Origin of the sequence: Halobaculum litoreum (assembly GCF_030127125.1) — an archaeon.
Classification (GTDB): domain Archaea; phylum Halobacteriota; class Halobacteria; order Halobacteriales; family Haloferacaceae; genus Halobaculum; species Halobaculum litoreum.
This window is the reverse complement of the sequence record NZ_CP126157.1, coordinates 168,095-181,307: the sequence shown is the minus strand read 5'-3', so window position 1 is coordinate 181,307 and position 13,213 is coordinate 168,095. Positions and strand designations below refer to the sequence as shown.

The 13,213-nt window shown below is 69.2% G+C and carries 8 protein-coding genes; 5 read left to right on the top strand and 3 right to left on the bottom strand.

Annotated elements, in window-relative coordinates:
• Positions 1-94: 94 nt before the first annotated feature.
• Positions 95-1,459 carry a restriction endonuclease gene (locus tag P0R35_RS15840; protein WP_284014738.1) on the bottom strand — a complete coding sequence of 455 codons (1,365 nt, stop codon included), beginning with the start codon at positions 1,457-1,459 and terminating at the stop codon, positions 95-97.
• Between the two features lie 238 nt (positions 1,460-1,697).
• On the opposite strand from P0R35_RS15840, the gene P0R35_RS15835 reads away from it, so the two are divergent.
• Positions 1,698-2,867 carry an outer membrane protein assembly factor BamB family protein gene (locus P0R35_RS15835; protein ID WP_284014737.1) on the top strand — a complete coding sequence of 390 codons (1,170 nt, stop codon included), beginning with the start codon at positions 1,698-1,700 and terminating at the stop codon, positions 2,865-2,867.
• Entirely contained in the window at positions 2,860-4,113 is a 1,254-nt protein-coding gene (locus P0R35_RS15830) for an outer membrane protein assembly factor BamB family protein (protein ID WP_284014736.1), read from the top strand. Before P0R35_RS15835 ends, P0R35_RS15830 begins: the two co-directional genes overlap by 8 nt.
• A gap of 75 nt (positions 4,114-4,188) precedes the next feature.
• Here the strand turns inward: P0R35_RS15830 and P0R35_RS15825 are convergent, their stop codons facing one another.
• A complete protein-coding gene (locus P0R35_RS15825; RefSeq protein WP_284014735.1) occupies positions 4,189-7,755 on the bottom strand; it encodes a UvrD-helicase domain-containing protein in 3,567 nt (1,188 codons plus the stop codon).
• A 276-nt stretch (positions 7,756-8,031) separates the two neighbouring features.
• Here P0R35_RS15825 and P0R35_RS15820 point away from each other — a divergent pair, with 276 nt between their 5' ends.
• The 3 genes from P0R35_RS15820 to P0R35_RS15810 all read left to right on the top strand — a co-directional run bounded on the left by P0R35_RS15820 (position 8,032) and on the right by P0R35_RS15810 (position 12,474).
• The gene (locus P0R35_RS15820; RefSeq protein ID WP_284014734.1) at positions 8,032-9,141 is read left to right on the top strand and encodes a LeuA family protein; all 1,110 of its coding nucleotides are present in this window, start codon (positions 8,032-8,034) and stop codon (positions 9,139-9,141) included.
• 494 nt (positions 9,142-9,635) lie between these two features.
• A complete protein-coding gene (locus P0R35_RS15815; RefSeq protein ID WP_284014733.1) occupies positions 9,636-11,018 on the top strand; it encodes an ATP-binding protein in 1,383 nt (460 codons plus the stop codon).
• A gap of 247 nt (positions 11,019-11,265) precedes the next feature.
• Positions 11,266-12,474, top strand: coding sequence for a CBS domain-containing protein (locus P0R35_RS15810; protein ID WP_284014732.1), 1,209 nt, complete (start codon positions 11,266-11,268; stop codon positions 12,472-12,474).
• 168 nt (positions 12,475-12,642) lie between these two features.
• Here P0R35_RS15810 and P0R35_RS15805 read toward each other — a convergent pair whose 3' ends face one another.
• Complete coding sequence (locus tag P0R35_RS15805; protein WP_284014731.1) at positions 12,643-13,005, bottom strand: hypothetical protein; 363 nt, start codon at positions 13,003-13,005, stop codon at positions 12,643-12,645.
• Positions 13,006-13,213 lie beyond the last annotated feature (208 nt).

The window sequence follows — 13,213 nt, the reverse complement described above, 5'->3', positions numbered from 1 at the left end:
GCACTTTATTGTTGGACGTGCACCGCTCGAAACCGGCCGCGGGACTGCGGCCCGGACGGCGAGTCGGCGACCCCGGCCCACCCGTCGGCGACGGTCAGACCGCTCCCGCCACGACCAGCGTCGCGAGGAGCGTGAGCACGGCTGCGACGGCGCCCCCGGCGACGAGCCACGTGTTCTCCATCGCCTTCCGGTGGATCGGCATGTCGGCGTACTGCTCGCGGAACGACTCGCGGTTCTCCTCGTCGTAGAAGTACTTCGTCTTCAACGCGAAGCGCTCGGTCACCGCGCAGCCGGTGCAGACGGGCGCCTGCTCGAGCCGTTCGGTCCTCGTGTGGCTCGGACACGCGATCGCGCCGCAGTTGGCGCAGTAGGTGTACGACCCGTCGCGTCCGGCGGTGTCACAGTGGACGCAGGCGCGGATCCGATCGTCGGTGGCGACGCGGGAGGGGCCCGCGGCGAAGTACTCGAACGGATAGGTGTACTCCTCGAGGTGGGTGGTGTGGCGCACCGCCGGGAGGTACACCGGGTCGACCGACCGCACGGTGACGTCCGAGCCGGACGGCTCGCACTCTTTGGTGTACGTGACGTTGTTGTCGCCGGTGTAGGTCACCGTCGTCGTGTGGTGTTCGCGGAGCCGGTCGACGGCCCACTCCGTGTACTCGCTTTGCGTCTGCCCGAACCGATGCTCCTCGACCTCGTCGAAGGCGTCGCGGATCCGTTCGTCGTCGACGTCGACGGTCGTGTCGCGGTTCCTGACGACGAGGTCGGCGACGGACGACTCGGCGACCGTGGGTCGTCCGCGGTCCGCGTGCACGACGAACCGAGTTCGGTCGTCGATCCGGTGGACGACGCCGACCGACGTCTCGAAGACGGCGTTCGTGTCCGCGGTGACCGTCACGACCGGGCGGAACGAGACCCGCGAGTGCGGTTCGGGGAGTTGACCCACGTCGAGGTTGTCGATCTCGCCGAACGCTTCCTCGACGGGGGCCCGGACGGAGGCGGCGGGGTCGTACGGTCGAAGCGCCTCGGAGCAGAGGATCTCGATGCGGCCGTTGTACAGGTCGAGGCCGATCTCGTCGGCGATCGAACGCAGGTCGGTCCCGTCGATCAGTTCGATCGGGTAGGGGTCGCCGCTCGTGTCGAGCCGTTCGACGTACTCGCGTGCGGGCTCGGTGAATCGCCCGGTGGTGACGACGATCCCCCGCTTCGCGCCCGCGAAGTCGTATGTCGCGACCGCCGAGTGCAGTTTCTGAACGACCGGGCGGCCGACGGTCTCGGTGTGCTTGCACTCGACGACGACACCGCGGCGGCTCCCGTCGACGACCTCCTCCATCAGGACGTCCCGCCCCTCGTCGGCGGTCTTCGACGCTTGGTGGACGTTCTCGTAGCCGAGGGTGCGGAACACGTCCTCCATGAGATCTTCGAACTCGAACCCGGAGAGGTCGTCTAGGACTGCCATCTGATACGTGTCCGTCGTCTTCTGGTACAGCGACTAAGCCTGTTCGGTGCGCGGGGAGCGTCGGCGCCCGGGCGGATCGTGTGTCGTCGGGGCGCGGTGCGGTACCGTCGCGGGGACGACCCGGTCCGGGCCGCTTCGAGCGGCCCCTGCTCGCCGTCGGGGCCACGCCGCGGATCTGCGGATCGACCGTCCCGGTCGATGAAAAGACTGATTGGAGCCCCTCGTCAACCGCCGCCGAATGCCCTCCATCACGCGCCGTGCCGCGTTGCGAGCGCTACCGGCGCTCGCCGTCGGCGTGAGCGGCTGCGCCGGCTTCGGCGGCGCCGACGACTTCCCGGTCGAACGGACGTGGCACGCGGAACTCCGGCGGCCGTCCTCGGTTGCCGCGGCCCGAGACGGCAGCCTCATCGTGGGATCGAACAGCGAGTTCTTCGACCACCCCTTGGTCGCGAAACTGGACGCCGAAACGGGCGAGTCGGTGTGGGAGGTGACCGCGCGGAAGGGGCGCAAGTCGCCGGTCACGGTCGCCGGGACGCGCGCGTACGCGTACTCGAAAGCCGGCTTCGCCACTGCCGTCGACGTCACCACGGGCGAGACCGTCTGGAACAGCGGGATCGGCCCGATCAACGAGGCGGACCCGGGCGTCACCGACTTCGCGCCCGTCGTCCACGGCGAGCGTGTCGTGCTCCCGATCTCGGGGACCGAAGACGACGTCCCCGACCGGCTGGAAGCGGTCGCACGCTCGGACGCCGCGCCGGTGTTCACCCACGAGTTCGACGCCTCGATCGCCGGTACCCCCGGCGTCGCCGCCGACCGCATCGTCACGCCGACGGTGGACGGACGACTGGTGGGCGTCTCCCTCGACGGGGACGTCGAGTGGCGTACCGACACCGACGGCGCCCCCTCGGCCGTCGGCGTCGCCGACGACACCGCGTACGTGGGGACGCCGGGCGAACGACTGCTCGCTGTCGACGCCACCGACGGCGCGGTTCGCTGGACGGCACCGCTTCGCAACACCGTGTTCGCACCGCCGCTGACGACGCTGGAGCGCGTCTACGTGGGCGGCGCCGACTACCACCTCCGGGCGTTGGACCGTGACACCGGCGAGCAGGTGTGGGCCGACGAGGTACCAAACGCCGTCACGCACGGCCCCTTCCGGGTCGACGACAAACTCGTGACGCTCGCCGGCGGCAGCCACCGGATCCGCGGACGGGCCGGCGCGCTCCCGCACACGCCGACGGTGTTGACGGTGCACAGCCGCGACGGGTCGCCGGTTCGGTCGGTCGACCTCGACGCCGGCGTCGACGGCGGCCGGGTCACCTGGCTGGCCGTCGCCGGCGGCGACGTGTACCTCGGGCAGGAGTACGGACTGAGCAAACTCGCGCCGGAGGTGTACGCCGATGCGTGAGGGGACCGACGACGGCGGCGGCGGACGCCACTTGTCGCGGCGGCGGCTGCTCGCGGCGGTCGGCACGGCCGGGTCGCTCGCGGTCGCTGGGTGTAGCAGCGTCGACCTCGACGCCGGTGTCGCCGCCACGCCGCTGTGGCGCCGGTCGCTCGCCGGCGGCCACGGCGCCAGCGCCCCCGTCGGCACCGACGACGCGGTGTTCGTCGGGGCGGGGGACCGATCGCTCCACGCGTTCGACGCCGAGAGCGGGGACGCGCGCTACCGCTTCGCGACCGGCGGTCCGATCGAGGCGCGACCGGCCGTCGCCGCGGACGGCTCGCGGGTGTTCGTCCACAGCACGGACGGGGACCTGTACGCCGTCGACGCCGGCGGCGACGAGGCTTGGCGCATCGAGGGGCGCCACAGCCGCGGCCACCTCCGGCGTGCCGGGTCGCTCCTGCTCGCGTTCGACCCGAGCTCGGACACGGCACGCGGGATCGATCCCGGCTCCGGGACGACGCGCTTCCGCCGGGCCGTGCGGACGTTCCGGTTCCCCGGTCTGACGCCGTCGGTGCTCGTCGTCCCGATCCAGGCGCCGGGAGCGAAGCCGAGCATCGCGGCCCTCGACACCGCCGACGGCTCGATCCGGTGGGAGGCGGAGCCCCAGTACGCCTACGTCGCGACCGACGGCGACCGAGTGGCGATCGCCGCCGACGAGGTGGTGCGTGTCCGCTCGATCGCCGACGGCACGCTCCGATGGGAGACGACGCTCGCGGATCCGGTCCGCGACTCGTTCGGCGTCGGACTCCGCTTCGACGGCGACCTGTACGCCCGCGTCGAGCGGGGGGACGACGACGCCGTCGTCGCGCTCGACGGCGCGACCGGCGAGGTTCGGTGGCGTCGCTCGCCGGGATACGAGATCGAGCGAGTGCTCCCCGGCCCGGACGGCGTGGTCGTGGCGAGTTCCGTCGACGTGCCCGACGGGGGGATCGTCGTCCGCGTGGACCGCTTCGACCACGACGGGACGCGGCGCTGGACACGGACGACGGACGTCCATATCGGGGGGACCGTCGAGACGCACCTCCGCGTCGGGGGACTCGTCGTCGTCGGGAGCGACCACCGGATCCGGGCGCTCGACGCGGCCGACGGGCGACCGCGGTGGTCCTTCGAGCACGACTACAGTCGACTGGGGACGTGGACCGACGGCGAGCGGCTGTTCGTCTCCTTTCGCGACGACGGCGGCGTCGCTCGGCTGCCGACGGTCTGATCGGGACCCCCGAGTCTCTCGCGGGGACGCCGGGTCGCCTCGGCAAACAGTGAGGCGGCAGCGGGTGCGGTCCTCCTACTCCGTGTCGGGCCCCAGCGTCGCGAGCAACTCCCGCACGTGCTCGTCGTCCAACCGGTCGTCCACCGACGTCACCTCGCCGCGGCGTTCCCCGAGGTGGGTCACCCGCGCGCCGACGGCCGTCGGGTCGATGCCCTCCTGTCGTGCGAGCACCCACCGATACGTTGCCAACTGGGTGTGGTAGCGCTCGTCGGTCCGCTCACCCCCGCGATTGAACGCGATCTTCAGCTCCTCGATCGACCACTCGTCGCCGGTCCGCAACACGAAGTCGGCCTGTCCGCGGACCTCGAGGTCGACGCCGTCGACGCGGACGACGGTCTCCACCGGCTCCTCGACGTGGACCGCGTCGGCGCGGGCGACCCGGCGGAACACCCCCGCGTCGGCGAACTGTGGCATGACCGTCGAGGTGACGTACGAGACGATCCGTTCGCGCTCCGCCGCCGGGATCGGCTCGAACTCCCGTTCGTAGCGACGACAGGCCCACGCCACGCTGTCGTCGACCGCCGGGGAGCCGTCCCGCAGTGCGCCCGCCCACAGCCCCTTGCGGACGACGCTCGCGACGGCGTCGTGGGCGATCCGGCCCACGCGTCCGGGTGCCACGGTCTCGAAGGGGAGCGGGAGATCCGGGTCGATGCGCCGCGTCCCGGTGTCCACCTGACCGTGTCGGAGGTGGTCGAGGACGTGCCGGTCGTGGTCATCCGCGAGCGGTCGGAACGTGCTCGGGTTGAGGAACCGGGGGAGCCACACGCGCTCGTCGGCCGCCCGGAGGCTCCTCGGCTGTGTGCCGTGTGGGGCGGCGGTCGACGACTCCCAGGGCGGGTGGTCGGCGACCGGTCCGAGACCGGGCAGGTCGTCCACGGCCACGGCGACGGGGCCGCCGTCGACATCGACGCTCGTCGTCTCCCGTTCGGCCAGCGCGTCCACGTCCAGCGCGGCGGCGAGTGCGTGCGCCCACGACCGCGTCGGGTCGCGATCCGCGGTGCCGTCGACGGGCACGACGAGGTGGTCGCGTGCCCGCGTCGCGGCGACGTACCCGAGGCGCCACTCCTCGGCGCGCTTCGCCGCCGCGACCGCGGCGAACTCGGGCGGCCCGGCGAACGTCGTGCCGGTCGCGTCGTCCGCCCGCAGGCGACCGGTCGCCCACCGAAGCCCGTTCGTCCGGGTGTTCCGCGGCGACTCGCTCGACCCGATCAGGCCCCCGTCGTAGGCACCCAACGAGTGGGTCGCCGCGCTCCCGGGGTCGCCGAGCGCGGGCGGCCGCACCGCGAGCGTGTCGCCGTGTGCGATCACCGTCTGCTTGTGGAGGCCCACGGCGCGGGTGTCGCGCCCGTGGTCCGCGAGCGCGACGACGGGCGCTTCGTCGCCCTTCGCGTCGTGGACGGTTCGAAAGACGACGTCGTGTGCGTCCGACTCGACGTCGAGGCGTCGCGCGTCGCCCGGGTCGTCGGCCATCGACCGGAGGCCGGCGACGACCGAGCGGAGCGGCACGTTCGGAGCGTCGAGCGACGCGGCCACGTCGACGAGTTCGTCGCGGAGGCGACACCGCAGCGACGGGGTGGCGTCGGGCTGGACGTCGAGCGGGTCGTGGTGCGGGTCCAACAGTCGACAGACCCGGCGGGCGAGTTCGCCCGCGGAACACCGGCGCCGCTCGGCACGGTCGTCGGCGAGGTCGGCCACCGCCGCGAGCAGGTCGTTCGGCTCATCCGGCGCCGTCGCCGCCGCGACGAGGTCCCAGTCGTATTCGGAGACCGTGTCCGCGAGCGTTCCGCGCGCTGTCGCGGAGTCCCGCTCGGGGGCGAACGCCGAGGCGGTCAGCAGGTGTTCGGTTCGACTCGGGTCGGTCGGATCCACGAGCCACCGGAGGAGCGCGACGGCCGCGCGGACGTACGGGGCGGCGAACACGTCGCGCTCGGCGCCGACGGACAACCCCTGCCCCTCGAACGTCGCCCGAGCGAGGTCCATGTACGTCCGGCTCCGGAACAGCACTTGCACCGGCGTCGCGTCGTCGGGGTCGCCGAACTGCCCGCCGGCGACCGCGCCGCGGACGTAGTCCGCGAGCGCGTCCGCGCAGCCGGAGTCGCCCTCGTTGGCGTGCCACTCGGCGGCCTTCGGTGCGGTGCCCCGCGGGTCGAACGTCGGCACGTGGAGCGCGGGCGGGTCGGCCGTCGACCGGTCGGGGTCGAGGTGCTCGTAGTCGCTCTCGACCGTGGGCGCGACGCCGCGGCGTTCGTCGGTCAACGCCGGGCCGAAGGTAGCGTTGACCGTCCGTGTGAGCGCGGGCCGCTGGCGGTAGGTGGTCGTCGCGGTGACGACCTCGTGGGTGTCCCACTCGCGACCGAGGTACGACCCGTCGGCGACGGCCTCGCCGAACAGCGTCGGGCTGGCGTTGCGCCACGTGTAGATGCTCTGGAACGGATCCCCGTAGAGGACGACGCGCGTGTCCGCGCCGACGAGCGGCGCGAGGGCGGCGTGTTGGCCCGCGGAGACGTCCTGTGCCTCGTCGACGACGAGGAGGTCGACCCGCGAGCGCCACCGCCGTCGAAGGCGCTCGCGGCGGGCCGCGACGAGCGCGTGATCGGCGTCGCCGTGCCGGTGGGCACACTCGGGGTCGTCGAAGTAGCGCGCCACCCAGTAGGCACGGTCGTCGTGGGTCACCGTGTCGGTTTCGCGGCTGTGGCGGTCGTAGGCGGCGGCGTACGAACGGTACACGCGGACGAGGTCGCCGATCCGGGCACCCCACTCGCGGTAGAGCCGTCGGTCGGCCGCACACAGCGACTCCTCCTCGCAGTGGAGGTCTTCAGCCGAGAGGCCCGCCGTGGCGTCGTCGAACCGCCGCAGGTCTCGCTCGACGTCCGCGAGCGACTCGGCGGGGCCGTCCGGGTAACACGCGCGCCGGCCCGCCCGGAGTCGCTTCCCGACCTCGTCGGCGCCCCACCGGCGATCGCGTGCCGCCTTGTGGAGGTTCTCGAGGACCGTCGCGAGCTCGCTGGGGCCGCCGTCGTCGCCGGGATAGGCCGCGTCGAGTCGGGCGACCGCGTCGGCCACCTCCGGGTCGTCGCCGACGGTTTCGAACGCGCTCGCGTGGAGCCGACTCGCGACGTGGTCGTCGGCGACCGTCACCGCCGGGTCGAACCCGAGTTCGACGGCGACGTCGTCGAACACCCGCTGGAGGAGCGCGTCGATCGTCCCGATCGTCCCCGAGCGTCGCACCGCAGTGACGAGCGCCTCGGCGTCCGCCTCGTCGAGTGAGGCTGCCGCCGTCGTCGCGTCGGTCGCCACGACCCACCGGATCCACTCGACGATCTCGGGGACGAGATCGTTGGCGGCCTCGCGATTGAACGCGGCGACGACCAGCCCGGCCAGCGGTCGCGGGTCGCCCGCGGCGGCACGCTCGATCGCGTGTCCGGCACACAGGCGACTGGCCGCGTACGTCTTCCCCGACCCCGGAACGGACGCCTGGACGAACAACCCCGCGTCCGCCGACAGCGCGGCGTCGACGAGGCGGGCCTGCTCGTCGTTCAGTTCGTCACGGTCGGTCGGGGGGTCGGTGGTCGCCGCCGGCATGGCTCACCGCTTGTCGAGGCAGCGGGGTAAGGGTCCGCCAAGCGGAGCGGAAGTGGTCACGCACATCGGCGCCGGCGTCGGTAGCTCCCGTCGGCGGTCTGCGTACCGCATCGGCGACACCGGCTACCGCGGTCGAGCATAGAGTTTTGTTCCACAACGCGGTACGACGACGGTAGTGACGCCGACTGACGCCAGCGGCAGACGGACGGACGGCGAGCCGCCGCGCCCGACCCCGGGAACCGATCCTCGGTCGGCTGCGGGCGCTCGGAGGCAGCGATGACCGGGCTCAAGGACCTCACCCTGCGCGAGGGGTCGCAGGTTCCAGGGTTGGACATCAGCGACGAAGAGGGCCGAGCGGTCATCGACGCGCTGGCGACGCTGGGCGTCGAGCGGATCGAACTATCGTTCCCGCGGGCGACGCCCCGCGAGTCGTGGTACCGGGCGGCCGAGGACCGCGGACTGCGGACGGCCGCGCTCGCACGCTCGGTGCCCGCGGACGTCGAAGCCGCCCTCGCGGTCGACCCCGACGAGGTCGAGGTGATCATCACGAGTTCGGCCGTCCAACTGGAGCACGCGCTCGGCAAGTCCCAGTCGGAGGCGGAGGCGATGATGGTCGACGCGATCGAACGGGCGGTCGACGGCGGGGTCGACGTGGGGGTCACCCTGATGGACGCGATCCGTGCGGAGGGGGCCGCCCTCGACAGTTACGCGGCTGCGGCCGTCGACGCGGGCGTCGACCACATCACGCTCGCCGACACGACGGGCGCCGGGGACCCGGCGAGCGTCCGCGGGACGGTCGCCGGCGTGGTCGAGACGGTCGCCGGCGCCGCCGGGGTCGCCATCCATCCGCACGACGACATGGGCGTCGGCGCGGCGAACGCGAAGGCGGGCGTCGAGGCCGGCGCCGACAGCGTCGACGCCACCGTCGGGGGGATCGGAGAACGAGCCGGCAACGCGCCGCTCGAGGCCGTCGCCGTCCTCCTCGCGGAACACGGCGAGGCGTTCGACATCGACCACGAGCAGCTGACGCCCGTATGCCGCCGCGTGCACGAGGCGCTCGGGGTGTCGATCGACCCGACGACGCCCGTGATCGGGACGGCGGTTCACCGCCACGAGAGTGGACTCCACACCGCGGCGATGCTGCGCGACCCCGCGGCGTACGAGGGGTTCGACCCGACGCGCTACGGCGCCAGTCGCGAGTTGTTGTTCGGCGCCGGAACGGGTCGGGGGGCGGTTCGTGCGATGCTCGACGACGCCGGCGTCGACCCGACGGACGAGCGGGTCGACCGGGGACTTGAGGCGATCCGTGCCGCCGCGGTCGACCGCGAGGAGCCGCTGTCGGAGGCGGCGGCTCGCGACGTGGTGCTCGGCGCAGTCGACGGCTGACGCCGCTCCGGGCGGCGTAATGGGCCGGTCGGTCGCCGGCTGTTCGGATCGACGGCGGATCGTCGGTGGTCCTCGCGTATCCGTGGGCGACGTCGGTGTGGCGAACGTTGCGAAAGTGTGCTTCGAACGCCGCAGATCGCTTCGAACTGTCCTTCGCAGCCGATTTCGGCTTTCTGATAGCTCCGACATCTAGGAGTTCCGGTGAACGCTGCAGGCTTCTGTTCGAGTGTCGAATGATTCCCCTTGGAGACTGTGAGGCGGACGATCTAGGGGGTCTCGATGAGGGCGTATTGAGGGGCCGCGATAAACCGACTGTGTCGCTGGAACCGATCGACCCAGAATCAGCCTGGCGCTCGCTGTTGGACGAGTGGCGTCTGGCAAGGATCTGAGCGAACGTAAGGGGAGTACAATGCCATCAGCAACTTATGAATTCGGGGTGGCGGAGAGCCCGGAGGAAGATATAAGTCATTATCGCAGTAATCATTATCGAGAGTATGACCTTTTACGATCGCGCGGAAGAACTCGACGCCCTCGACACGGCGTTCGCGTCTCCGGACCACGACTTCTACGTGGTCTATGGTCGGCGTCGCGTCGGGAAAACCGAACTCCTCAAAGAATTCTGTACTGATCGACCACACATCTACTTCCTAGCGGCCCAGGAAGCCGAGGACCGGCAGCGCGAGAAGTTCGTCGAGAAAGTCGCTGACCACTTCGACGACCGCGTTCCCCGTATCGACGGCTGGGACCAGGCCCTCGAGTACCTCGGCGAGAAACTTGCGGCCGAACGGATCGTCGTCGCCATCGACGAGTTCCCCTACCTCGTGGAGGAAAACGACTCCCTCCCGTCGTATCTCCAGTCGTTCGTCGATGAGCAGCTCCGGGAGACCGAGTCGATGCTTGTACTGTGTGGCTCGAGCGTGAGCACGATGGAGTCGGAGGTGCTCGGTCACGAGAGCCCGCTGTATGGTCGTCGTACGGGCCAGATCGACGTGCAGCCGTTTTCGTTTCGGCAGTCCCAGGCTGTCATCGACTACGATATCGAGAACGCGATCCGGTCGTTTGCGGTCACGGGCGGCACCCCGATGTATCTCACCCTCTTCGACTACGACCTCCCGCTCGAAAAGAACATCCGGACGCAGATTCTCTCCCCGACGGCAGTCCTCTACAACGAACCCGAATTCCTCCTCCGCACTGAGTTACGGAACCCCGCGAGATACATGAGTATTCTCGAGGCGATCGCAACCGGACACACGACGCCCAACGAGATCTCGGGAGCGACCGGCATCGATTCCGGGCCGCTGTCGAAGTACCTCCTGACCCTCCGCCGACTGCGGTTGATCGACCGCGAAGTGCCCGTGACGGCGTCTGCAAAACAGTCCAAGCGATCGCGATACCACGTGGCCGACGAGTTCCTCCGGTTCTGGTTCCGCTTCGTCGAACCGAATCGCTCCAGCATCCAAGAAGCCCCCGACGTCGTCTACGACGGAACGATCGAGCCGAATCTCCCCGCCCACGTCGCAACGACCTTCGAGGACGTCTGTCGAGAGACCGTCTGGGAAGCGATCCGTCGTGGCCACCTCGAGTCGTATTCCGAGGTCGGACGGTGGTGGTACGGGGAAGACGAGATCGACATCGTCGGGCTCGCCCCGGACGCCGACCGGATTCTGTTCGCGGAATGTAAATGGACGAGCGAGCCGGTTGGACCGGCCCTCGTTTCGCAGCTCCGCGAGAAAGCCGAGCGTGTTCGATGGGGGCCGGACACGCGCGAGGAGGAATTCGCGTTGTTCTCGAAAAGGGGATTCGTCGATGGACTCGTTGACGACGTAGATGGTAACTGGACGCTGTACGGGCTGAGCGAAATGAGGGCCCTTCTGTAGTCGAACCACTCAACTTCCGTCGAATTAGTAATTCAGTTCCTCCCGCAGCACTTTCGATTCACAGCACAAATTCCGGTGACCGTTCACTCGGAGGGACGGGGCGGTGCCTGCCCGGTTACATGGCTAGGCTTGATGGTGCGGACGACTCACTATTGACCGTTCGGTCCCGAATAGTGTGTCCATTCCCCAAATATCAGGTATGGGACAGGTATAACCGTCCTGGACCCCTCTCACTAGAGAGTTACTCATGGATATCTCCGAGATACTCTCGCCGAATTTCACCGAGTTCGACATCGGCACACCGCTCTCGAAGGTCGCCGGGGCGTTCGAGGATCAGGAACTCGATGCCGTCGTCGTAACGGACGGCGACGAGTATCGCGGTGTCGTCAGCCGCCAACAGCTGGCCTCCTCGTCCAACCAGCCCTCTGCGAAGGTCGGCTCACAGGTACAGCACCTCCCGACGGTCGACCGCACCGAGGACGTCCGCGAGGTCGCGCGACTCATGATCGGGAGCGGCGCCAAAACGCTCCCCGTACTTCGTGATGACCGTGTCGTCGGTGTGGTGACTGGCGATGCCGTGCTTGAGGCTGTCCGTCCGTTTCTCGACGCAGCGACCGTCGACGACGCGTACACGGCGGAATTGGTCAGTGCGACCCCCGAAACCACGATCGGGAAAGCCCTCAATCTGCTTCGAGAGGCCGGAATCGCCCATCTCCCGGTCGTCGACGGGGACGACCTCGCGGGCATGCTGAGCCTGTACGACGTCATCGAGTTCACGACGCGGGGCGGCAGCAAGAGTCAGGGCGGGTCGTCGAGTGGCTTCGGTGGCCGCGGCGGTGGCGGACAGAATCGTGGCGGGTTCGGGGCGCGCGAGGGCGATTCAGACCGAATGCTCGATCTCCCGATACGGAACCTGATGTCCGATACCGTCGCGACGGTCGAGCGGAGCGCTCCGCTCGACGAGGTCGTCGAGACGATGTTCGAGCGGGAGATCTCCTCGCTCGTCGTCACGGCCGACGGGACCGGTGAGCCAGTCGGGATCATCACGAAGACGGACGTCATCGAGGCGCTCACCTGGGAGCGCGAGGACCGGAACCCCGTGCAGGTGTTCGGACTCGAGCTGCTGGAGGGGATGAACTACGACGACGTCTCAACACTGATCGAGGACACGACCTCGAAGTACGGCGAGATGAGTGTGATCAAGGCCAGTATCGAACTGCAGGAGCACAAGGAACAATCGCGGGGGGTTCCACTGGTACTGGCGCGGATCCGACTGGTCACCGACCGCGGCTACTTCACGGCCGATGGCGAAGGGTACGGTGGCTCTCACGCCCTTCGACTCGCCGCGAACGCGGTCGAACGCCAACTCCTCAAGGGGAAGACCTACGGCGACTCGAAGAAGCATCCCGACACTGACGAGCAGGTACAGCTCTATGGCTGGTGGCTCGGCGGGTAATCGGCTCGATATCGACGGACAGACGAGCACGCGTCTCCTGCAGATACCCCTTCGCCGGGGTCGCTGGTCGGGAGTCGCTTTCGTAGATCGACACGGAGACGGGGGATTGTACGGTGTGTTCGAGGGGGCTCGCTAATAGGCAGCCCTCCCGTTATCCGCCTGGGCCCGCTACCGAGGTGTATGGCAGATGACAGACGGGGGTGAGACGACTAGGCGGATCGCGAGGACGAACGCCAGCGTGAGCGTGGGGTTGAGGAGGCCCGGACCCGCTGCGACGAGAAGGAGCCGGTGGGCGATGACCCCCGCGGCCGGCTTGGTGATCTCGATGGAGCACTCGGATCTCACGACTACCCAGTCACGACGGACGCGTTGGTCGAGGCCTATGGCGATTATGCGCTCGAAACACGGGACGGAGAGAGATCCCTCGAAGGCGTACTCTCCGGAACCGAAGACCAGGTATTCGACTCGGCTGATGACGTTCGCAGACGGGTACTGGGACTCATGGGCCGCTAGTAGACCGATCCAACACACTCCTCTCGCAGATCGACCGCCGGTGTTGAGATGAACCTAGTCGGCTCTGTTGAAATCCTCAACCGGTGATATGTTCTCAGCGTTCTGCTGCCACAGGGCGCGAGTCGGCCATCGGGTTCGATCTTATCGGAAACTGAATTTGGTTGGTACAGATAGCGGTAGACAAGTGTGTAATCGTTTCTTGGGGACTCCGAGGCACGTCTCTCTA

Bases quoted from the DNA above. Each gene is read 5' to 3' on its own strand.
- P0R35_RS15840 (WP_284014738.1), bottom strand. From the start codon at position 1,459: ATGGCAGTCCTAGACGACCTCTCCGGGTTCGAGTTCGAAGATCTCATG.
- P0R35_RS15835 (WP_284014737.1), top strand. From the start codon at position 1,698: ATGCCCTCCATCACGCGCCGTGCCGCGTTGCGAGCGCTACCGGCGCTC.
- P0R35_RS15830 (WP_284014736.1), top strand. From the start codon at position 2,860: ATGCGTGAGGGGACCGACGACGGCGGCGGCGGACGCCACTTGTCGCGG.
- P0R35_RS15825 (WP_284014735.1), bottom strand. From the start codon at position 7,755: ATGCCGGCGGCGACCACCGACCCCCCGACCGACCGTGACGAACTGAAC.
- P0R35_RS15820 (WP_284014734.1), top strand. From the start codon at position 8,032: ATGACCGGGCTCAAGGACCTCACCCTGCGCGAGGGGTCGCAGGTTCCA.
- P0R35_RS15815 (WP_284014733.1), top strand. From the start codon at position 9,636: ATGACCTTTTACGATCGCGCGGAAGAACTCGACGCCCTCGACACGGCG.
- P0R35_RS15810 (WP_284014732.1), top strand. From the start codon at position 11,266: ATGGATATCTCCGAGATACTCTCGCCGAATTTCACCGAGTTCGACATC.